The sequence below is a fragment of the Microcoleus sp. M2_D5 genome (assembly GCF_036701935.1).
Classification (GTDB): Bacteria; Cyanobacteriota; Cyanobacteriia; order Cyanobacteriales; family Microcoleaceae; genus Microcoleus.
Map to the genome: position 1 here is coordinate 32,524 of NZ_JAUBRP010000025.1, position 21,191 is coordinate 53,714.

The 21,191-nt window shown below is 47.0% G+C and carries 19 protein-coding genes; 3 read left to right on the forward strand and 16 right to left on the reverse strand.

From position 1 onward, the window contains the following. Window positions 1-15: 15 nt before the first annotated feature. The 5 genes from mltG to QUA50_RS13115 form a co-directional block, all read right to left on the reverse strand. On the reverse strand, window positions 16-1,140 hold the full coding sequence (mltG, locus tag QUA50_RS13095; protein WP_333051563.1) for an endolytic transglycosylase MltG: 1,125 nt from the start codon (window positions 1,138-1,140) through the stop codon (window positions 16-18). Between the two features lie 247 nt (window positions 1,141-1,387). Continuing rightward, window positions 1,388-1,966 carry a DUF3727 domain-containing protein gene (locus QUA50_RS13100; protein ID WP_333264678.1) on the reverse strand — a complete coding sequence of 193 codons (579 nt, stop codon included), beginning with the start codon at window positions 1,964-1,966 and terminating at the stop codon, window positions 1,388-1,390. Between the two features lie 315 nt (window positions 1,967-2,281). Beyond that, window positions 2,282-2,740 carry a Holliday junction resolvase RuvX gene (gene ruvX / locus QUA50_RS13105; protein ID WP_333264677.1) on the reverse strand — a complete coding sequence of 153 codons (459 nt, stop codon included), beginning with the start codon at window positions 2,738-2,740 and terminating at the stop codon, window positions 2,282-2,284. Between the two features lie 278 nt (window positions 2,741-3,018). Beyond that, a complete protein-coding gene (locus QUA50_RS13110; RefSeq protein WP_333051554.1) occupies window positions 3,019-4,344 on the reverse strand; it encodes a GNAT family N-acetyltransferase in 1,326 nt (441 codons plus the stop codon). A gap of 335 nt (window positions 4,345-4,679) precedes the next feature. Then, complete coding sequence (locus tag QUA50_RS13115) at window positions 4,680-5,861, reverse strand: F420-0:Gamma-glutamyl ligase (protein ID WP_333264676.1); 1,182 nt, start codon at window positions 5,859-5,861, stop codon at window positions 4,680-4,682. A gap of 265 nt (window positions 5,862-6,126) precedes the next feature. On the opposite strand from QUA50_RS13115, the gene QUA50_RS13120 reads away from it, so the two are divergent. After that, window positions 6,127-6,585, forward strand: coding sequence for a hypothetical protein (locus QUA50_RS13120; RefSeq protein WP_333264675.1), 459 nt, complete (start codon window positions 6,127-6,129; stop codon window positions 6,583-6,585). A gap of 2 nt (window positions 6,586-6,587) precedes the next feature. Here QUA50_RS13120 and QUA50_RS13125 read toward each other — a convergent pair whose 3' ends face one another. From QUA50_RS13125 to QUA50_RS13135, 3 genes are all read right to left on the reverse strand, one after another. Further along, entirely contained in the window at window positions 6,588-6,710 is a 123-nt protein-coding gene (locus QUA50_RS13125) for a type II toxin -antitoxin system TacA 1-like antitoxin (RefSeq protein WP_333264699.1), read from the reverse strand. A 279-nt stretch (window positions 6,711-6,989) separates the two neighbouring features. Next, window positions 6,990-8,090, reverse strand: a complete 1,101-nt coding sequence (locus QUA50_RS13130; RefSeq protein WP_333264674.1) for a flagellar assembly protein H — start codon at window positions 8,088-8,090, stop codon at window positions 6,990-6,992. A 183-nt stretch (window positions 8,091-8,273) separates the two neighbouring features. Beyond that, the gene (locus tag QUA50_RS13135; RefSeq protein ID WP_333264673.1) at window positions 8,274-9,011 is read right to left on the reverse strand and encodes an SIMPL domain-containing protein; all 738 of its coding nucleotides are present in this window, start codon (window positions 9,009-9,011) and stop codon (window positions 8,274-8,276) included. Window positions 9,012-9,459: 448 nt separating this feature from the next. Between QUA50_RS13135 and QUA50_RS13140 the strand changes: the two genes are divergently transcribed. Both QUA50_RS13140 and pcrA read left to right on the forward strand, forming a co-directional pair. Further along, the gene (locus tag QUA50_RS13140) at window positions 9,460-9,669 is read left to right on the forward strand and encodes a hypothetical protein (RefSeq protein ID WP_333264672.1); all 210 of its coding nucleotides are present in this window, start codon (window positions 9,460-9,462) and stop codon (window positions 9,667-9,669) included. A gap of 208 nt (window positions 9,670-9,877) precedes the next feature. Next, the gene (gene pcrA / locus QUA50_RS13145; RefSeq protein WP_333264671.1) at window positions 9,878-12,226 is read left to right on the forward strand and encodes a DNA helicase PcrA; all 2,349 of its coding nucleotides are present in this window, start codon (window positions 9,878-9,880) and stop codon (window positions 12,224-12,226) included. Window positions 12,227-12,574: 348 nt separating this feature from the next. Here the strand turns inward: pcrA and QUA50_RS13150 are convergent, their stop codons facing one another. The 8 genes from QUA50_RS13150 to QUA50_RS13185 form a co-directional block, all read right to left on the reverse strand. Then, window positions 12,575-12,775 carry a hypothetical protein gene (locus QUA50_RS13150; protein ID WP_333264670.1) on the reverse strand — a complete coding sequence of 67 codons (201 nt, stop codon included), beginning with the start codon at window positions 12,773-12,775 and terminating at the stop codon, window positions 12,575-12,577. Next, a complete protein-coding gene (locus QUA50_RS13155) occupies window positions 12,772-13,116 on the reverse strand; it encodes a hypothetical protein (protein ID WP_333264669.1) in 345 nt (114 codons plus the stop codon). The genes QUA50_RS13150 and QUA50_RS13155 overlap by 4 nt, the downstream gene beginning before the upstream one ends. Window positions 13,117-13,221: 105 nt before the next feature. Next, window positions 13,222-14,577 (reverse strand): FGGY-family carbohydrate kinase, encoded by a 1,356-nt coding sequence (locus tag QUA50_RS13160; protein ID WP_333264668.1) that lies wholly within the window; start codon window positions 14,575-14,577, stop codon window positions 13,222-13,224. A gap of 206 nt (window positions 14,578-14,783) precedes the next feature. Then, window positions 14,784-14,996, reverse strand: coding sequence for a type II toxin-antitoxin system HicB family antitoxin (locus QUA50_RS13165; RefSeq protein WP_333264667.1), 213 nt, complete (start codon window positions 14,994-14,996; stop codon window positions 14,784-14,786). 284 nt (window positions 14,997-15,280) lie between these two features. Beyond that, complete coding sequence (locus QUA50_RS13170) at window positions 15,281-16,702, reverse strand: serine/threonine-protein kinase (protein ID WP_333264666.1); 1,422 nt, start codon at window positions 16,700-16,702, stop codon at window positions 15,281-15,283. 316 nt (window positions 16,703-17,018) lie between these two features. Further along, entirely contained in the window at window positions 17,019-18,854 is a 1,836-nt protein-coding gene (gene ilvB / locus QUA50_RS13175) for a biosynthetic-type acetolactate synthase large subunit (protein ID WP_333264665.1), read from the reverse strand. 758 nt (window positions 18,855-19,612) lie between these two features. Next, window positions 19,613-20,911 carry an MFS transporter gene (locus QUA50_RS13180; protein WP_333264664.1) on the reverse strand — a complete coding sequence of 433 codons (1,299 nt, stop codon included), beginning with the start codon at window positions 20,909-20,911 and terminating at the stop codon, window positions 19,613-19,615. Continuing rightward, on the reverse strand, window positions 20,886-21,149 hold the full coding sequence (locus tag QUA50_RS13185; RefSeq protein WP_333264663.1) for a hypothetical protein: 264 nt from the start codon (window positions 21,147-21,149) through the stop codon (window positions 20,886-20,888). Before QUA50_RS13185 ends, QUA50_RS13180 begins: the two co-directional genes overlap by 26 nt. Between the last annotated feature and the right edge of the window lie 42 nt (window positions 21,150-21,191).

Here is a 21,191-nt window from a genome sequence, read left to right on the forward strand (position 1 = left end):
TTAGTCATTGCCCATCTATTGACCCGATCGCACTTTTTGGTCAACTTGAGCCACAGCAGCATTGTGTTCGGCCAGAGTGCGACTGAAAATGTGAGTGCCGTCATACCGCGCCATAAAATACAGGTATTCTGTATTTTCTGGAGTCAGAGTCGCCTCCAAACTTGCTATTCCCGGAGATGCGATCGGAGTTGGGGGTAGTCCTGGATTTATATAAGTATTGTAAGGAGAAGGCGTTTCTACTTGCTTAAAAGTCAGAGGCTTTTCCTTAGTTTGCCTGATACCGAGAGCGTATTCAACTGTCGGGTCAGATCCCAACGCCATACCCTTTTTCAGACGGTTGTTGAACACTCCAGAAATGCGGTTCCGCTCGGAAGCAACCACAGCTTCTTTTTCTACAATACTGGCCAAAGTCACCCATTCTTTGAGAGATAGCGTTGTATTATTCTGATTTTTTTGATATACCGGCAAAGCTGTCTGCTCGAAACGGGTGAGCATTTGTGCGATCGCAGCTTGAGGAGTAATTCTATCGCCGTCTAGCTGATAAGTATCCGGGTACAAAAAACCTTCCAAATGAGGCAATCCGCTCGGCAGCCAAGGGTATTGAGCGTAAGGAATTTGACTCGCGACCGCCATAAACTCTTTAGCCGGAAAAAAGCCTTGCGCTTCAAAATAAGTGCTCATTTGTTGCAGCGACCACCCTTCGGGAATCGTGAAACTCTGCTGTGCGACTTCGCCCTTCCAAATTTTGTCAGCAACTGCACTCAGAGGCTGAGTCGGCGACAGTTGGTAAGTTCCTGCTTGAAAACCTCCCTCGCGGTTTTGCAGAGTCATCCAGCGGGCCCACATATTCCATGCCGAGCTCGATCGAATCAACCCCGCAGCCTCTAAATCCCGGCCGATTTTTTGACTGGGAGTACCCTCCGGGATTTGGATAGAAACAGCATCCTCCTCTGCCGTGGAAGTTGACGTTTCAGCTATTTTAGGAGGCGCCGAAGCCCAGCTCCACCAAGCCCAGCCTTGCCAAGCGCAAACTCCCCAGATTACCGGCAGCAAAGCCAGATAAAACAACCATTTAGAGACTTGCGGAGTACCTTTTCGGCTCTCGCGCGCGCTGCCTTTTGTCATTTGTTCTTTATTCATAGTCCGTTGTCCTGGATAAGCGGCGGTTAACTAGCGACTAATGACTGATGACCTGCGATTGATGACCGAAAAGTTACGAATACAAGCCCTTTAAAAGACCCAATCCACGCGGCCCAATTCAAAAGCCCGATCGCGAAGGCAGAAGCTGCCACCTCGAAAAAGTTCGATCGGGCTAGCAGTTTACTGTTTTATAAAATAGTAAAAAATTCTGCTTTTTGCCATCAGGTTTTTTGCCTGCAATTAATATCTAATCAAGCTCGTCAAAAAACTGGTCTTCCAGCATAGGTAACATCGGTTCCAGCCTTTGGAACTCCTCTTCCGAGAGCAATTCTGGCTTGCCGTCATCATCAATTCTAGCCAAGATAAAGAACGGGTCTAGAGGCGTATAAATCGCATATTCCTGTTCTTCGTGGTAGAAGCTGGTCAGCCACATCAGCTCCTCGAACTCCGACTCCTCATCTGGATCGACATCGGATGCCATATCCTCTTCGGGAAATTCCGGCAATTCGCCAACCACAGTCAGCGTCACCGCTGTGCGTCGGAGCGTCAAGTTCTGCTCTTGCAGGACAACTTTAGCAGTCTCAAAAATTTTGTCAATTTCGGTCTCGTCTTCTACAGGAATTGCTGCTTCGTCCGTCTCGTCTCCCTGCCAGGTAAAAATTTCTACGGGTGAGTCAATCGGAAGCAGCAAAGCGTATTCTTGACCTTCGAGATTCATAGAATATTCTATGTTGCAAGTCAGCGATCGCCCAACTTCATCCGTCAGGGTGACGGACTCTTCGTTGGAATTGCCATTCTCTTTTTTGCGGTATGGGGATGAGGACATCGCGTGTATCTTAGTTTTCCGTCAATAATTCAGTAACGTTGGCTTGACAATGGGGAATTTTCGTGGCGATATTCTGGCTAAGTGGGCAATCGCCAGTCCACAAGCTTAAACCGCGAGACTCGCGGCCTTTTCCACAGGCTCCGAGTGCAGCGGTTAAATCTCAGTCGAGTCAGCAAGCGACACGCTCGGACAAATCACGATTTTGTGCTTCTTCAGTACCGAGGGTACAGCAGAATTTTCTCCAGTTTGTCAAGGGTTACAGGTGTGCTTCGCTTTCCTTGCACAACCAGGATATCACGCCTTTGTTACCAGCTATCAAGGATTGGGAAGGGCACAGATATTTTGCCTCCGCTCGTCTAGCCACTGCTGCAAAATCAGGGCTGCGGCTTTGCGATCGATCGCACCCTTATTTTGCGACAGCGAAATCCCTGAAGCTTTCATCAATTCCTCTGCCTCAACTGAAGTCAGGCGCTCGTCTACATACTCTAGGGGGAGCTCTAAGGCTCTGGCGATGCGATTGGCATATTTCTGCACCTGTCGGGCTTGGGCGCCCAATTCTCCGTTCAGGGAGTAAGGCAAGCCGGCAACCAAAATTTGCACTCTCCGCTCTCGCACGAGCTCTCCCAGATAAGCTACGTCTCGATCGAAGGACGATCGTACCAGTGTTGTAATTCCCGTAGCTATTAAACCCGTGCCGTCACACCCGGCGATGCCGACTCGTTTGAGGCCGATATCTAATCCCAGTGCTGAAATCCATAATTTATCGTTGGACATTCAATTTTAGATTTTAGATTTTAGATTTTAGATTTTAGATTTACTATTTTTTTGCGGAAATAATCTTATTTAACGAACCGCGAAGACGCGAAGGACGCGAAGGAAGAAGTGAAGAAAGTAAGAATAAGATAGGTAATCTTAGGTTGATATTAATAATTAAAAGATTAAAAGCAGAAGGGAGGTTTTGGAATTATGACAGAAAAAAGGAATTTCTTTGATGATTAATTCTCTTTTTTTCTGCCTTCTACCTTTTACCTTCTGCTTTTAACTATTAAGTATTAACTTTTGTCTTGGGAGCCTTCGTCTAGAGGCAATTCGGGCAATTTTAGAGGCAAAATGCTGCTGCTATCTGTTGCCGAGGATTCGGAATTTTGGAAGTTCAAGGGGTTAACTTGATTCGTTTGGCTGTTTCCTGAGTCAGTCAAGAGGGGTTTTATCTCGGAGGATGCGGGCCCTGCTGCTGCTTCCCCAGCCATCGGGCCGAGCCAGGACATCCGGCCCGGTACGGGTTTGCGAGTTGGCTGGAAGCTTTGCAGCATTTCTGATAGCTGGAGTCCTTCGAGAGAGACCAACTTGGACTCGCGCAATTTGTGCCACACCGATCGAGACATCAGCAAACTGTGTTCCACGCGCACAGCTCCAAATTGCTCTAAATAAGCTTCCCGTTCCGGCTGATAGTCAGCGGAAGCCAGTTGCAGGCTTTGAATCGGGAAATCTTGAACAAGGCGCGCCATCTGAGACAGCAGTTCCGGGTAAAGCCAAGTGTAGGCCGGGTGTACAGTCAACTGGGCGACGTGCGGTTGCTGGCCGTTGCGGGATAGCTGCACCTGAAAATAGCCGATCGCGGCTTTGCGCTGCGGTTCAAACACGTAACCGCTGACTACCTCGGTTTTGGCCAGCCACTGTCTGACACCTTCGACTAAAGCGCCGAAAAAACTGGTTTTGAAATCTTGAATGTGCCGATCGAATACTTGGCGCACCAGGGGCGGCATAGACGCGGTATCCAGTTGGTATAGCAACTGAGCGTCGGCGTTGCTCACCGGCAGCAGGTTGGGCAAATCTGGCGTCGAGGAAGCCATTTCTTGCAGGCGTTCTGGGGCGATCGTCCAGTAAGTCATCTGGGCCAAAGGCTGAAACCCGTTTTGCCGATACAAAGCCAAGGAAGTTTTGTCGCCGACATTCACTTCCAACAGCCACGTCCGCGCCTCCCAGACTGCCTCAAAGCAGTACCGCAGCAGCATGGAACCAATTCCTTTGCTGCGGGCTTCCGGGTCTACTCCTATGCGATCGATCCGCCAAGTGCTGCGGGTGCGGTTGAAAGGAGAAATCTGAATTATGCCCTTAACTTTCCCCTCTTCTTCGGCAACGTGGGCCCGGAACAGGGACTGACAGGGGTTGGGAAACAAGCTAAAAATCTTTAGTAGTCCGTACCAGCGACGTATCTGCTGCAACTTTCTACCTAGTACCACGTCGCAGCTTGCGCCCTTGCGGTTTTCTGGCTCTTCGGCTGTTTCCGCGCACAGTTGTTCCATCACCTCGATGTCGCGATACTGAAACGGGCGAATCACAACCTGGTTTTGGTTTTGGGAGGGAAATGAAGTCATTCGATTTTAGATTTTAGATTTTAGATTTTGGATTGACTTGCGCTCTTATAAATTCGGGGGATGCAAGGATTTTCGATTTTTGATTTTGGATTGATTCCACGGATCGATCGCGTGGCGGGTACCACCTTTGAAATTCTTGGTCATAGGACGAAAGCGGGGAAGGGAAATTTAAAAATAAAAATTCAGAAAGGGGAAGAGTTAGAGAAGTTTTGAGTTTTGAATGGGTAAATTTTGAGTTCAAAACTTATAACTTTTGATTCTTCTCCCTTTCTTGCTCGATCGAAAATTAAAAATTTCAAATCATCTTTTTGAATTTTTAATTTTCAGTTTTCAACTCAAGATTTTTGTGGCAGAGGTCGAATTAAAACGACCGGTGTGCGCTCGTCAGCATTCCCGGCGGGGTTGCTTCGCAAGGCTTGCTCTAAAAATGTTACCGATAAATCGGAGGTCGCTGCTAATATCTTAACTGCTTTCAAGTCATTAGCGTCTACGATCGCTGCCGCAAGTCCGGTTTCTCGTTGAATTTCTTCTACAACTTTCTGGGGATTGTCCGGGCCGAGGACAATAAATTGGTCGAAGGGAGGCAAAGTCCCGGTAACGTCGTCAATCAGTCTGGCTTGTTCCCCTGCAAGTTGGTAAAAGACTCCGGGTTTACCGAATATTTTAGCCGCAGCGCCGATCGCAAATGCTGCGACTACGCGCCAAGGGCCGACTACATCAACTAACGTCTGCATTCCGCAAGCCGTAGCCAAACTCGACATCGGCAAGAAAAACAAGCACACTCGCTTTGCCGCCCATCCGGGCTTGACTTCGCTGGGATGGCGGTAGCGTCCCTGCATCAAAGCTAGGGGAGTTTCTGCGAGGGCGACAATATCGCCTTTCTGGGCGCGCGGCAGCACGTACCGCTTGACAATTTCGACGGGATTGTCCAATTCCGCCAGTATGTGAGTGCGAATCGGCAAGACTTCTGCAACTCCGACATTTCTGGCGGCGGGTACGGTGTCCGAGTTGGGAAATTGCAGGGGAACTACTACGTTACGGACTTTGGGGATGCGGCCGCCCGGGCCGTAGGTGACGAAATGTACTTGCACCCAAGCTGACTGCAATTTGGTTAAATCTTGCCCTTGAATGTCTACAGAAACTTTAATTTTTGTGTTTTTTTGGGCTTTAACAATATAGCCGAACCAGTAATCGTCTGCTCTGGCTGCAGCGTCTTTGTGGCAAGGAATCACCTTTGTCTGGGAAGTAACGCCATCTAAACTTCCGTCTGACAGCAGTTTCACACTCGCCCGCACTTCCGGCAACATAATCTCAAATCGCTGTGTCAGGTTGCGGAACTCCATTTCCCCGACTAAAAGATAGCGGTTTGGTTCGTTTACGGCTAAGTGCCATTCTCCTGCTGTCAGTTCTAGTTTATTTGGACTCCCAGTCCGGCGATAGTTCAACTCTAGGCCCAATCCGCCCAATGCTAGCAGCGAACCGGCTGCTGCGATTCCTGTTGCTAAAGTCTCAATCACTCAAATCACCGCCAATAATATTTTGTGTTTACTGTAGTCGATATCGGGTACTTCGATCGCCGATCCGGTAGTAATTGGATTTGTGGGGGTTGTTGGGGGCGATTCCTGCGTCTGTGGCTGCGGGGTTGGAGAGTGGGATTGGCGATCGGGCTTTAACAACACCGAGAATTCATCTGGCAGTCGCTTCGGCAGTATATAAATAGGTTTTCTTAATTACAATTGATATATTCAGTTTCAAAAACACCAAACCCACGAAATCGAATCAATGCGTGCAATCAAGCCTGAAGCTACTGATATAGTTTGCCCTTTAATCAGTGGCAATCATCTATTTAATCCAATTAAGGTAACTGCCAAGTCTCCCAAAACCTATCGCAAAGCCGTTTATCGCATAGCACAGTTTTTCCGTCGTGAGTTAAAGTATGATTTTGTTCAGTACGGTTATGAAGGCGAAGAAACAGACCCCAATCATGTTGCATTTCTCTGGATTGATCCTGAAGCTCAACACTTTTCCAAAGAATTTAAAGTACCTTGTATTGGAGCGTGCTGCTTTAGACTTCGACCGTCAGGTTACGCGCTCCAATGGATTTGGCTGCATCCATATTTGCGAAGACAAGGCTTGCTATCAGATACATGGGCTAAGTTTATTAATGAATTTGGAAATTTTCATGTAGAGCCTCCTTTGTCGGATGCAATGAAAGCGTTCCTGAAAAAGCATAATTTTTAGCTTCAATGAGTTGCTACCCTTAATTTTTTGTAGCGCAAGGCTGCTGCTTTGAGAGCTTGATTCGGCTGGGTTGGATTCAGGAGGGCATTTACGAAAGCCTCGCTGTCATCAAGGTCAAGTTTCAGTCTTTGGTGCTGTTAAATAATTTTTTTAGTATTTTTAGTCATACAAAATACAGTTTATCTAATCCCTCTATTATATACGGCAAAATGCCCTATGTCACGCTAAAAGTTAGGGATCGATCGAACTTATGCCCAATTACACGTAAGTGCGATCGCGCGTCTGCGGTGGCGGGGTTGGAGAGTGGGATGGGCGATCGAAATAGATTTTTCGGATGACTTGCACGGGATGGCGGAAAATTCGGGTAGAGTTTATGACTACCCGAACAGGTGCGATCGCGGTTTTTATTCCAATCTTGTTCTCAATTCATCAGCCGATAACTGAGGCAATTGTTCTACAAACAATGTCAATTCATCGACAGGCAATGCTAGTAAATTGGTAAGGGCGGTAGGCAGAATCTCCCCCAATTCATTTTGGCGAGCGCTCAAAACATTTTCTGCTAATAACCTGACCGCTTGTTGTTTTCCTGCTTCATCGACTGTTAGCATGGATATTGCCAGCAACAGCATCGTAAATTCCGCAGCGGGTAACATTGATATTGGAGATAAGAAAGCAGTCATTTTTGAGTTAATTTCTCCAAAGCGTACTTGCAGAAAATTTTCTAAAATTAATCGCTGCTGTGCTTGTCTTCCTTGTTCAATTCCTTGTTCAATTCCTCGTTCAATTCCTTGTTGTTGTGCGGCTTCTAACTGTTCTCGAAAAAGTGAGGGGATCGCCATAATTAACTCCCGTTCTTCTTGCTGTAACTCTTCTTGGGTATCGGTTGCTAAGTTAGACTGTAACTGATACAATAATTCTAGCGCGATAATCCGTAACGGATCGTCCGTTGCTAAAGAACTCAACTCGCCGATCGCCCTTTGCTGCACTTTCCCTTTCCCTAAAATCCTCAACCACAGGGTTTCGGGAGTTTCGGGCAATTGGTGAATCACCACAATTGCCGATTTCAGATGCCTGGGCAAAAAATAAATGCCCTCCATCCAATGCTCAGGCTTGGGTATCGCGCCAAAACCCTCCAGCAGTGCTTTCGATGCTGTAGGTGTCAAAATCCACAGTGTCGGCAACTTAGCATCATCATAGCGAGTATTTTCTCTTCTGGCTTGCCGCTCCAATTCACCTCGCAAATCCCATAACTTACTCATACAGCTAATGACTTCGCCGACAGTTACAAGATTGCGAAACGGTTCAAAAATTGCCGCCGTCTCAGCCATTTTTCCCAACAACCCTAAAGTTGCTGAGTATTCAGGAATTACAGTCATTGGAATGAAATAAACATCGATTTCTCGGACTTCGGCAGTAACATCATGCCCGATATTCACCGTCCCGATGGGAGACAGCAGTTCTGTTAACAAGTCTTTGGCAAAGCGATCGTGAATAAATCGCGTCATAAAAATTGCTGGTCATATTTTGCGATTAAATTTTATCATCTTATCGTCGGATATTTAAGATATTTTATCTAACAACCAGCAGACAAACATAAAAAAATAAAACACTCAGATACCCGGCTTCTTAAAGCAGTCGGGTATCTAACAGATATCGCATTTTACGTTCAATTAGAATGCAGCCCGCCATCAATACGCAATTTGCAAAGTCACAGAAGCTTCAATCTCCTGTTCCCCTCCCACCACAGGCGTTGCAGCGTCAGCAGCAGCGCGAGCACCAGCCAATTGCCGGTACATTGGAGGCGGCGCGATCGCACCGTTGACTTGAATGCCCAGAATGTCTCCCCGCTTGAGGTTGAGGGCGCTCAAGACGGCATCCGCTTGCGATTGAGCATCTTGAGTTGCTTTGCGGAGTGCTTGTTTTCTAGCTTGTTCGATCGCACTGTCGGCAGCCACAAAGCTCACACCTTGAATTCGCGTTGCTCCCGCTTGCACTGCATCGTCGAGCAAAGTGCCAGCAGATTCAGTATTAAGGCGAAAACTGACGGTATTCGTAGCAATATACCCTGTTAGGCGCTGCTGGTTGTTTTCGTAGCTGTAAGTCGGGCTGAGGGTGATGCCTGCTGTTTCGAGTTTTTCGACTTGGCGCGATCGCAGCAATGCTACCACAGCGGACGATCGCCTCGCCGCTTCCTGCTGCACCTCGGCCGCCGTTTTCCCCTGCACCTCAACCCCCAAAGCAACTTGAGTTTGGGTTGTCGGAATTGCTTCCACACCCCGCCCAGTGACACTCAGCGTTCTCATCCGCTGTTCTTGAGCTACAGCCGGATCTAATCTCACAAAACTCACGAGAGTTAAGGTTAAACACAACGCTGTTACCAGGCTGCGGAAATTAATGCGATCGCCACGTTGCAAATTTGAATTCATAAACTTGATTCTCCTCACATACAACAGATGCTATACTTTACCTTCCCACTCAAATTGCTAAATATCCGGGTTGTTACATTTTTAGCAACTAAAAAAAGTATTAGTCGTCAGTCATTAGTCCATGATATGCAATCGTTAAAACAAACTGCCCGCCGACTAAAAAAAGAGACTTACGCGGTTTATTTAGCCACTACAGACGCGAGAGTACCTTGGTACGCCAGAAGTTTAGCAGGTCTTACGGTTGCCTAGGCTTTTAGCCCGATCGACTTAATTCCTGACAATCAAGCATCCAGGATACAACCCCCCGGATTCATCCGTGGAGAAATCAATAAAAAACCTGTATCCGATGAGACTTGCCCCCCGAATTTATCACTGGGGTCAATTCTAAAATCTAAAATCTAAAATCTAAAATCTAAAATCGATTGACTTTATACCGATTCTCGGTTATTTGGACGATTTGATAATTGTACCTTTGGGAATTTGGCTGGCATTGAAGATGATTCCGCCACAGGTTTTAGCCGAATGTCGGGAAAAAGCAGCCGCAGAAATAGAGCGAGGAAAACCGATAAATCGGGCTGCTGCTGTTGTGATTACTGCCATTTGGATTGGCTTGGGAATATTAGCTGCAATTTGGCTGACACGGATATTTAAACGTTAAAAAAATTACCTATCTAGTTATCGTGTAGGGTGCGCGCCGAACACATTACCTTAAACAACTCGCTTGACCAAAAAATATTTAAAGTTTTAAAAATCACCGTTCTAGTTATAATATATAGTGCGCTAAGTCAACCTTACGTTAAAAAAACTCGCGGTATCGCATACCAAGTATTATTTACCCCTTAAAAAATTAAACTAACTTTCTAGCTATGACTCAAACCACTGATTTCCTCAGCCACCTCAACCCATCTCAGCGCCAAGCAGTTGCCCATTATAACGGGCCGCTGTTAGTAGTAGCGGGCGCTGGTTCGGGCAAAACCAGAGCTCTAACTTACCGAGTTGCTAATTTAGTTCGCACGCATCGAGTCGATCCTGAAAATATTCTGGCGGTGACATTTACAAATAAAGCCGCCAGGGAGATGAAAGAAAGAATTGAGAAATTGCTGGCAACTCAGCAAGCTGAAGCCGAATATGGCAAACCTTTGGTAGACTTAGCCCCGGAGGTGCAGACGAAATTGCGATCGCAAATTTACCAAAGAATTACCAAACACATTTGGATGGGGACTTTTCACTCTTTGTGCGGCCGCATTCTCCGCTACGATATTGAAAAATACCAAGACGAAAAAGGCCGCCAGTGGAAGAAAAACTTTTCGATTTTTGACGAGTCAGATGCTCAAAGTCTCGTCAAACAAATCGTCACCAAAACCCTGAACCTCGACGACAAGAAATTTGACCCGCGAAAAGTCCGCTATGTCATCAGCAACGCTAAAAATAAAGGCTTGTCGCCTCAAGAATACCAAGCAGCAGAACCGGATTATCGAGGTCGCGTGATTGCCGATGTTTACAGTCGCTACCAAGACGCTTTAGCAGCCAACAATGCCCTAGATTTTGACGATTTAATCCTCGTTCCCGTTAAACTTTTGAGCCAAAACGAGCAAGTATTAAGTTACTGGCATAAAAAGTTTTGCCATATTTTAGTTGACGAATACCAAGATACCAACCGCACTCAATACGATTTGATTCGGATGTTGGTGACAAATAAAGCCGACCCGAAAAAGTTCGATAAATGGCAAAATCGCTCGATTTTTGTCGTGGGCGATGTCGATCAATCAATTTACAGCTTTCGGATGGCAGATTATACCATATTGCTGGAATTTCAAGAGGATTTTGGAGATGGTTTGTCTGACGAAAAAACTCGGACAATGGTAAAATTAGAAGAAAATTACCGATCGCGCGAAAACATCCTGCAAGTCGCGAACCACTTGATCGAAAACAATACCGAACGGATCGAGAAAATTCTGCGCCCTACTCGCGAACCGGGAGCTCCGATTGTTGTCTGGCGCGCCGACAACGAATTAGATGAAGCGGAATTTGTAGCGGGTCAAATTCATTCCTTAAAGCGCCAAAACTCCGAATACGAAAACGGCAGTAACTTTGCGATTCTCTACCGCACAAACGCTCAATCTCGATCCTTTGAAGAAGCGTTAATGCGTTTAGACATTGCCTACAATATTGTCGGCGGCCTCAAGTTTTACGATCGCAAAGAAATCAAAGATATCCTAGCATACCTGCGGGCGGTTGCCAATCCCGACGATAGCGTCAGCCTCAAACGCATCATCAATACACCCCGTCGTGGCATTGGGGATACCACATTTTCCAAAATCGAAGACGCTGCAACTCAGTTAGGCATTCCGTTGTGGGAAATCCTCAGCGATGAATCTTCTGTCAATACTCTCGCAGGGCGATCGGCAAAAGCTATTATTAAGTTTGCCGCAATGATTGGTCGTTGGCAATCGCAAGTTGAAACTCTGCCCGCTTCGCAAATTGTCCAAGGAATTATCCAAGATTCAGGCTACATTGAAGATTTGAAAAATCAAGGAACCGACGAAGCCACAAACCGCATAGAAAACGTCATAGAATTGTACAATGCGGTGCTGCAATTTGAAGAACAAAACGAAGAACCGACGCTGACATCATTTTTAGCAAAAGCATCTTTAGCATCCGATTTAGATGACTTGCAGGAAGAAGATTCCCGCGTATCGCTGATGACGCTGCACTCCGCCAAAGGATTAGAATTTCCCGTAGTATTTTTAGTCGGAATGGAACAGGGTTTATTTCCCAATTTCCGCAGTTTGGACGACCCGAAAGCAATTGAAGAAGAACGCCGTTTGTGCTACGTCGGCATCACTCGCGCCCAGGAATTGCTATTTCTCACCCACACTCGCGAACGCCGCCTCTGGGGAGGTTTCCGGGAACACTGCACCCCTTCGCTATTCTTAGGGGAATTGCCGCCACATTTGCTGGCTGGAAGTGCGAAGAAAACTAAAGCGGGGAAAACGGCTGTTTCCAAGGGAAAAACTAATAATTCAGCAGCTAATTCTGGGAATTCTCAATCAGCGGATTGGAAAACGGGCGATCGGGTTTTTCATCATGCTTTTGGAGTTGGAGAAATTACCCACGTTTTGGGAGAAGGTGACAAAACTAATCTGGCAATTAAGTTTTCGGGTTTGGGCAGAAAAATCATCGATCCGAGAACAGCTAAGTTGCAGCGAGTGTAATAGAAAAGTGTTGAAAACTCCCGATCGGAGTCGGCGGTTAAAACCGTTACTACACAACCTTGCGTCCGAACAGAGGGGACTCAAAAGCAATGATTCAAGGCTATCCCGCAGGGAATCGCCCCTCGATATTATCTCACATTTTGCACCCTTCTCAAGAACAGGCAAGATGCCTGTTCCACAATAAAATTCACTCTTTGTGGAACAGGCATCTCGCCTGTTCATAAAAGACTTATTAACAATAATGCAACATCGCAAAATGCCTGTTCCACAAGAAAATTCACTCTTTGTAAAACAGGCATCTCGCCTGTTCATAAAAGACTTATTAAGAATGATGCAACATCTCATATCTTATTCGACTACTTGAGATTCCACACGCCTGTATTTACCCGCCAAACGTTCTCGACGCTGGCGGCGGTTGTCAGCTTCAAATATGGCGATTAATTCATCCATGTTTAGAGTCAAAGCGTCAAGCTGTTGGCAGACTTCACGCATCTTTTCAACGTGTCGTTTTCTGGTTTCAGCGTCGGGGATTCTAGGTTGTTGATTCATGGCAAATTCCAATCTATTTTGATTTCTCGGATAGTTGCTTCTGAGGCATCGACAGCCGCCTCTGTTTGTTCTATCGTTCTATAGAGAAAGTTTAACGTATCCGCAGTCGCAGCGGGTTGAGATTCTGCCACCTGCTGCAAAAGCCTGTACAAACGATTGTAAGGGTTTCTCAACCTTTCCTTAACATTATCCAGGGATTCTAGTTCGGGGAGTGTCGCTTCTGTCTCGCCAAACTGCTGCATTAAAATGTATTCTGTGGCGGTTGTTTCGTTGAGGATTTCCACTAGCCGCCGCTGCAATGTGAAAATTGTGTTTAGGATGTCATCAGCTAGCTTTGCCATTGTCCTTAATTTTTAGGGATAACAACTTAACACCATATATCAGAATGTTTGCTTCGTCTCATTTTCGTTTTAATCTACTGCGATATCAGTCCAAATTTACCACTTTTAAATTTGCGTTCCATGCTTCGCCAATAACGCACTTCCATAAGCAGCCGCAGTATGAATTGGCGTTACTACAGGGACTTTTAAATAACGCTTTCTAATCGCACTCCAAACCTGATTTTTTGCCCCCCCGCCAGCAGTATAAACTTTTGTCAAAGCAGTTGCACCCAATTCTTGCAATAATTGATATCCCCGCGCTTCAATCCGCGCTATGCTTTCTAGCAAACCGTGTAGAAATTCCACTGAATCCGTTGGACGCGGTTCGAGTCTCGGCGGCAAATTCGGGTCGTTAATCGGAAAGCGATCGCCCTTTTTCAACAATGGATAATAATCCAGCAAACTCTCTTGTTCTGGATCGATCTGTGTGCTATAATTATCCAACTCAACATCAGTAAAAAAGTGTCGCAGCACTGCACCTCCGGTATTAGAAGCACCTCCAACTAACCACAAATCGCCTAATTTATGGCTGTAAATCCCGTATCTAGAATCATCTACGCGGGTATGACTTAACAGTTTGACTGCTAGTGTAGAACCGAGAGAAGTTACTGCTTCCCCTGGTAAATTGACACCGCTTGCTAAAAATGCGGCGATGCTATCGGTTGTGCCAGCACAAACCATACAATCGCGGGGAAAACCGAAGCGATCGCCCACTTGAGCTCTCACTTCCCCCACAGGCGTGCCCGGTGCGACAACTTGCGGCAATTCAGGAGTTGCAGCGCCTGCAATGCCCTCTATCAGCCAATTCGGATAGCACAAAGTATCAACATCGAAACCGAGTTTCAAAGCATTGTGATAGTCGCTAATTCCTAATTTTCCGTGCAGCAGAAAGGCCAGCCAGTCAGCTTGATGCAGGAAATAAAGCTTCTCAACCACAGGCAAGATGCCTGTTCCACAAAGACTGACAGGCAAGATGCCTGTTCCACAAAGACTCAATTGTGTTGTGGGGAGTAGGGGTTGGGCTTCTAGCCCGCCCTCCTGCCACCACAGGAGTTTAGCCAGACTGGATGTAGCGCTTAATACTGTGTGGTTGTCGGGCGCGATCGCCCGCAACCTCTCTGTCACCGCTGCACCGCGCGCATCATTGTATAAAATCGGCTCACATACAGGTATACCGTCGGTATTGCACAGCATGACAGTGGAAGATGTGCCGTCAAGGGCGATCGCCCTTACCTGATTGCGGATTGTTGGGGGAATTTGCTCAATTACAGCCCACAGCGCATTTTGCCACACCGAGGGCAATTCCGGCTTTTGTGCGTTGGCAAAAGTATATTCTGTCTCACAATGTATTGTACCCTGGGAGTCTATGACAGTCGATCGAGCGCCAGTCGTGCCGAAATCTATTCCCAAATAAAGATTCATTTGTTACTCCCGCGAATTTTCCCATATCTCAGAAACCGGGTTTTTTTACGAAAATCTTTCGTTGTCACCCACAGATTAGGTAAAAAACCCGGTTTCTTTGGCATTAGTGCGTAAGTTCATGGCTTAAGCATGGGGGCTAGAAACCCGGTTTCTACGAGTTTTGCGTTGAGTGACGAGAAATCTAGAAAGAAACCGGGTTTCTGAGATTATCGTGCTTCTACATAGTCACAAAGCGTAGTTGGTTGGGGAATCGGTAAACCTTCCTCTCGCAATCCTTCTAAGTGAAATTCGATCGCTTCTTTAATTTGCTGCTGTATTTCTGCAAGGGTTGCGCCTGTGGCTGCACATCCGGGTAAATCTGGTGGATATGCTGAATAATTATTGGGTGTTTTTTCAATCACAATGGCATAACGCATCATTTTATCTCGAATTTAGAGTAGATTAGGATTTATCCAGTGACCAAAGAAACCGGGTTTTTACCGAATCTGCTGACTACAACCAAATATTTGGTAAAAAACCCGGTTTCTGAACCCTAAACAGTTTGTGTTAGCCAATTGCTATGACCCGAATTTCGCAAGTCTGTTGTTTGAAGAGTGATATCAAAGCGTAACAGGTAATGAGATGACCAAAAGCCGATAACTTCGTAGAAAAAGGTTCTCAAAAAAAGACTTGACAAAGGACCCAAATCGCTATAGATTACAGCTTACAGCTCTCGATGCGAGAGAAGAGAGAACCACACAACCAACCCCAACCACCCCAACACCCCAACAACCCAACCCAATCCTTCTCCCCCCCACGCAAACACACGCGCACACGACGGGAGGTGCCCCCGTGGTGCTTCTAGATTAAAGGTTAAATCATCGTACTCTAACCAACCTTTCCTCCCCTTTCTCCTCTTTCTCCAACCCACACGATCGCCTAGCTTGCATTCAGTGTCATAATCAACTTTACCGCCTATTTCTAACCAAATTTTTTTCTGGACGCTAAAGCCAAAGTGACCCTGACTGTATTTTACCCACAATTTGTCGATCGTCCGCAAATCATCGCCAGGAAAATTCTCGATCGAGTTCGTATCGAACCAACCTTCCTTCTCCCGTCTAGCAGCTTTTAACATCACCTTGAATGTTTCCCGATCCGCCTCTTTCCACTTTCCTGCTGCCAATAAATCCCGGAGACGAGTATAGTCAACTCCGCGCGCTGATTTAAGCGAGTCTGGTGGCGGAGGAGGTACTTTAGCTGATGATTGAGGCGATCGAGTACCAAGATCCTGCAAAATTTCAGTAGCAGATTGATAACGTTTTTTAATAGCAGGTTGTATCATTTTATCTAAAATCTGACCCAGTTCCGAACTGACAGATGTTTTTAAGTGTTCTCGCCACACCCACTCAAACTCGCTATCATCGAATAAATCAATCGGTTCAACCTGAGTTAACAGGCACAGACAAGTCACACCCAGACTATAAATATCACTCGCATGAATAGCTTTGCCGTTGGCTTGTTCTGGTGCCGTATATCCAGCCGTCCCGATTCTCGTTCCCGTTACCGCTAGAGCTGTTTGTGTCGCATATTTCGCGGCTCCAAAGTCCACTAAAACCAGTTGCCCATCTTGCCGAAGAATAATATTTTCTGGCTTGATATCTCGGTGAATTACTTGGCGGGAATGAATGAACTCGAATACTGGCAATAAATTATTAAGCAAGTCGCGAATCTGCGTTTCGCTAAAATATCCTTTAGATTCTAGTGCTTGGGCTAAATTTTCACCGTCGATGAATTCTTGGACTAAATACTGCCGTCCATCTTGACTAAAATATGCTAATAATTCGGGAATTTGAGAATGTTTACCCAACTGTTCTAGGCGTACTGCTTCCAGCTCAAATAACTCAGCAGCTTTCTGGATACTAGAAGTGCCTTGAACTTGGGGGTAGAATTGTTTAATAACACAGGGAGGTTTAGATGGTTTATACTCGTCAACAGCTAGAAAAGTGCGCCCAAATCCCCCTTGTCCAATAATTTTTTGGGCTCCGTAGCGATCGCCCAATAGCAGTTTATTCCCACATTTTTGACAAAATTTTGTATAGCCAGACGGGTTTTGGAATAGGCAATCAGGGTTTAGACACTGGCTCATAAAATATGCTTAGAGATTATAGATTAAAGCTCTCGATGCGATGCCAGCGGAGATGGTGTTTAATGTGAAACAGCAGAGTCAGGTAAGGACATCGCATTGCCTTTCATCGTATGAACTTAAGTCTGAAACCTTTGTATCTCTCGCTTTTATCCGAGGCCAGATCCCCCCTAGCCCCCCTTAAGAAGGGGGGAACCGGAGCGATCTCAAAGTCCCCCTTCTTAAGGGGGATTTAGGGGGATCTGGCCTCGGCAGTAAACAGCAATCTATGACTAAGTTGAGACTAATAAGCAATGCCTAAGTCCCCACTCAAAACTGCTTAAACTTTTGTCCCGCACTCAGGACAAAAGTTATTGGTCGAAACATTCTTCGCGCCGCAACTCGGACAATAAATCAACTCCGCAGATTGCAACTTGCTACGATCGGGCAAACCAACCATTTGAGCGTTGCTCTTACCTGGAACTACCATCGGATAGCAGTTTTCGTCCCTCGTCACCTTCACGTTCATCAGCACCGGGCCCTCGTGAGCGAGCATTTGGGCGATCGCATCTTTGAGTTCCTCCGGCCCTGAAACCAGCATCCCCTTCACGCCGTAAGCCTCAGCCAGCATCACAAAATCCGGCATCCCCACAGTCATGTTCGACGACGAATAACGCTCTCCGTAGAATGCCTGCTGCCACTGCCGCACCATGCCTTGCCAGCCATTATTTACAATCACAATCTTGACATTAATGCCGTATTGTGCTAGTGTTCCCAATTCTTGAATATTCATTTGCACGCTAGCATCGCCAGCAATACAAATCACTTGCTCATGGGGTAGCGCCATTTTCGCGCCCATCGCCGCTGGCACTCCGTAACCCATCGTGCCCAAACCAGCGCTCGAAATCCAGCGGCGCGGCCCGTTGTTCAAGAATTGAGCCGACCACATTTGATGTTGACCGACATCCGTCGTGTAGTAAGCATCCGGCGCTTGAGTACCCAACTCCGAAATCACCTCTTGCGGAGACAAAATGTCTGGGTAATGAGGCACAACTAACGGATAGTCCTGTTTCCACCGATCGATCCTGTGCAGCCATTCCCCTGTCTGTCCGGCTTTCCCCGAAACTCCAGTCTCCCGACAGCGGCGCAGCAAATCGAGCAAAACTTGGCGGACATCTCCGACAATCGGCACGTCAGGGCCGCGAGTTTTGCCCACTTCCGCCGGGTCGATATCGATGTGAATCACCTTTGCGCGCGCGGCAAACTCGTCTAATTTGCCAGTCACGCGATCGTCAAACCTCGCCCCCACAGCAATCAGCAAATCGCACTCGGTAACGGCAAAATTAGCGTAAGCAGTGCCGTGCATCCCCAGCATTTTCACCGACAAAGGATGGTTTTCGTCAAAGGAACCTTTGCCCATCAGCGTTGTCGTGACCGGCAATTGGAAAAGTTCGGCGAGTTCCTTAATTTCTTCGTGGGCCCCTGCCGCGATCGCCCCGCCGCCCACATAAAGCAAAGGACGTTTCGCTTCCTTCAGCAAGTGAATAGCTTGATTGATCTGCCGCGGATTTCCCTTCACCGTCGGCCGGTAGCCCGGAATTCTCACAGATCCGGGTTCTACGGGGAGATAGTCAAATTCCTCCAAACCTACATCCTTGGGCACGTCAACCAACACAGGCCCCGGCCGCCCTGTACTCGCGATGTGGAAAGCTTCAGCGACAATTCGCGCCATATCTCTGGGGTCGCGCACTACATAGGAATGCTTGACAATTGGCAGGGTAATCCCGTAAATATCAGTTTCCTGAAACGCATCAGTGCCGATCGCCGCACGGGGCACCTGACCGGTAATAATTACCATCGGGATCGAATCCATGTGGGCCGTCGCAATCCCCGTCACCAAATTAGTTGCGCCGGGCCCGGAAGTTGCGAAACAAACCCCAACTTGTCCGGTAGCGCGGGCGTACCCGTCGGCCGCGTGAGCCGCGCCTTGCTCGTGGCGCACCAGAATATGTTTGATAGCGCCAGTTTCTTCGGCGCGGTAGAGTTCGTCGTAAAGCGGCAGAATTGCACCGCCGGGATAACCAAAAATATGCTTGACGCCGTGGCGGATCAAGCTGTCAATCAGAGCAAATCCACCAGTTGCACGTCTGATGGTCACTTTAGTTTTTAGTTGCACAGAATTTCCTTCCTTAAACTAATTATGATTTTTAATGAAAGCTTTTATACTACTTTAATCTCAATTAATGAAACTATGGGATGAGAATTAAATAAAATCCACTTTCCATGACTGTTCTGGGATGGGCGTCCCGCCCGTCCTTTCTGGGCCCGACGCCCACCCCACAAGAAAAAAGGGAAATTATTTAATTGACGATCCTATGAAAATTTAACTTGTGAGATTTTACAAAAGATTTCGCGATCGGATAGGGTTCGCCCGATCGAGAAATTGTCGAACAGCAGAGGCAGAAAAAAACAGACGAAATCGCGGCTTCTATGCCGGTTTACCGCTATATGACGCTTGTATAGCATTCGCGATTCGGCATTGGACAAGAAAAACAATCGTTTCAGCAATTAAGAACGTCCCAATCATCAGGGCGGTTGCTATGTTATAGATCGATCGCGAAAAGAAAGCCCTCGATCCTATTCCCATTGGTGTCAACAATCACCTAAAACCCTTGATAAATCTTGTTTAGACGCGAGTATCTATGCCGCTGCCATTCCCGTTCTTAAGGGAAACTAAAGAGAATTCTCCTGTTCCCCCCCACTATCAGGGGATCTGGACAGTTATCGTCTAACAGTAGAGCGGTACTACATTTGACCTTAAGTTGACACCCATCCCCTCTTCTATCTTCCTTCTTCCTTCTTCCCTCTTCCCTCTTCCTTGCATCCGTTACATCCCGTACATTGCTCGTTGCCGAACTTCCTTCTTGGCAAAGTTCAGAGAACATCCTGAAAGACTTTGCGAGTATGTTTCCAAGCTGCCATACCCATCACCGAGACCAAAAAGCCCAAACTCAGCAACACGATCCGCAAGCCGAGGTCATCCGAGCCGACTGCTTTGCTGACAGCATCAGTCACCGGGCCAGTAATGGCTAAAGGCAGGCTCAGAGCAATATTAATCGCATTGTTTTCAAATCCAAAGACTTTACCCCGCATAGATTCTGGAGTTTTTTCTTGAATCAGAGCCTGCATCGGGCCGTTAATTAAGGAAGCACCAAAACCGAACAGAGCGCTCAATCCGAATCCCACCCATAACTGTCGAGTAAAGGCAAACATTGCTAATACAAAACCCATCATCAAGAAACCGATTAAAGGTAGAGGTTTGTGGTGCATTCGATGACCCCAGTGTCCCAAAAAGGCTGCGCCGAAGACCATTCCAATTCCCGCAGCAGCGAGTAAAAAGCCAAATTGAGTTTCTTTGAGACCTATTTTGCCTGAAAGCGCGATCGCCAGCACCTGAAGCGCCGCAAACACGGAATACAAAATCGTCAACTGCACCATCGCATTGCTGACAAGGTGATTGTGTTTCACATACCGCAAACCTTCCTTGAGGTCTTGCCAAGGATGGACGTTTTTGCCACTGCTGCCGACATGACCTTCTTTGATCTGCATGGCATAGATCAAACCTGCTGATATCAGGTACAACCCGCCCAGCAAAAACTCTTGAGAAGCCGATCCGAAGCTGTGTTTGACCCAACTAAACAGCGGTTCGCCGATCGTCATCCCGATAATAATCCCGCCCATTGTGGACGAGGCGAACAGAGCATTTGCTGACATCAGTCCCTCTCGCCCCACGGTCAGGGGGACGGCTGCCGCTTCTGCAGGAGCAAAAAATTGCGTTACAGTAGAGACCAAAAACGTCATTGTCAACAAAATGACAAAAGCTTTGGGCAAAAACGGTAAAGCTACAATCAACCCGGCTCGAATCACGTTGCAGGCGATCAGCATTTGCTTTTTGGAAAAGCGGTCTACCACGATACCGGCTGCGGAACCAAAGACGATCGCTGGCACGGTGTAGGCGATCATCACCGCTGACAGCATAGAATTTTCCGAATGCTGCCAAGAAACCGGCCAGGGTCGGTAGTCGCCGGTTTTCAGCAGAATAATCAGCAATACGTAAAAGATTTTATCCGCCACTTGGGCCAATAACTGACCCGTCCACAAGGCGAGGAAGGGGCGATTTCTCAGTAGGGCATCTAGCCCGCTGCGGTCAGGGGGAGGGCTGGCTGGGTGCATAGGAATAGTTTAACTGACCGCCTCTGGCAATTATAGTTTTCAGCAATACGTGCAAATCTGACGACATAGCAAAGCGGAAACTCGGAAAAATCCTGTCTCCTGGGTTCTTTTTCTGTTTTAGCAGATCGGCGGGCGACGACTGCTGCCGTCTTCTTAACTCTACCGCGATCGGCCCGACCCCAGAACCCGCGCCCCTGGAAAATCCGAGAATATTGTTAAAGGTTGGCGTGCATTTCATCGCGAGTACAAGATAGGGTAATATACTTGACAAAATACTTGC

Coding starts and splice junctions, on each gene's coding strand:
- QUA50_RS13130 (WP_333264674.1), bottom strand. CDS start 8,090: ATGACGCGATTTATTCACGATCGCTTTGCCAAAGACTTGTTAACAGAA.
- QUA50_RS13185 (WP_333264663.1), bottom strand. CDS start 21,149: ATGAAATGCACGCCAACCTTTAACAATATTCTCGGATTTTCCAGGGGC.
- QUA50_RS13150 (WP_333264670.1), bottom strand. CDS start 12,775: ATGAATCAACAACCTAGAATCCCCGACGCTGAAACCAGAAAACGACAC.
- mltG (WP_333051563.1), bottom strand. CDS start 1,140: ATGAATAAAGAACAAATGACAAAAGGCAGCGCGCGCGAGAGCCGAAAA.
- ruvX (WP_333264677.1), bottom strand. CDS start 2,740: ATGTCCAACGATAAATTATGGATTTCAGCACTGGGATTAGATATCGGC.
- QUA50_RS13100 (WP_333264678.1), bottom strand. CDS start 1,966: ATGTCCTCATCCCCATACCGCAAAAAAGAGAATGGCAATTCCAACGAA.
- QUA50_RS13180 (WP_333264664.1), bottom strand. CDS start 20,911: ATGCACCCAGCCAGCCCTCCCCCTGACCGCAGCGGGCTAGATGCCCTA.
- QUA50_RS13165 (WP_333264667.1), bottom strand. CDS start 14,996: ATGATGCGTTATGCCATTGTGATTGAAAAAACACCCAATAATTATTCA.
- pcrA (WP_333264671.1), top strand. CDS start 9,878: ATGACTCAAACCACTGATTTCCTCAGCCACCTCAACCCATCTCAGCGC.
- QUA50_RS13135 (WP_333264673.1), bottom strand. CDS start 9,011: ATGAATTCAAATTTGCAACGTGGCGATCGCATTAATTTCCGCAGCCTG.
- QUA50_RS13155 (WP_333264669.1), bottom strand. CDS start 13,116: ATGGCAAAGCTAGCTGATGACATCCTAAACACAATTTTCACATTGCAG.
- QUA50_RS13160 (WP_333264668.1), bottom strand. CDS start 14,577: ATGAATCTTTATTTGGGAATAGATTTCGGCACGACTGGCGCTCGATCG.
- QUA50_RS13120 (WP_333264675.1), top strand. CDS start 6,127: ATGCGTGCAATCAAGCCTGAAGCTACTGATATAGTTTGCCCTTTAATC.
- QUA50_RS13170 (WP_333264666.1), bottom strand. CDS start 16,702: ATGAGCCAGTGTCTAAACCCTGATTGCCTATTCCAAAACCCGTCTGGC.
- QUA50_RS13110 (WP_333051554.1), bottom strand. CDS start 4,344: ATGACTTCATTTCCCTCCCAAAACCAAAACCAGGTTGTGATTCGCCCG.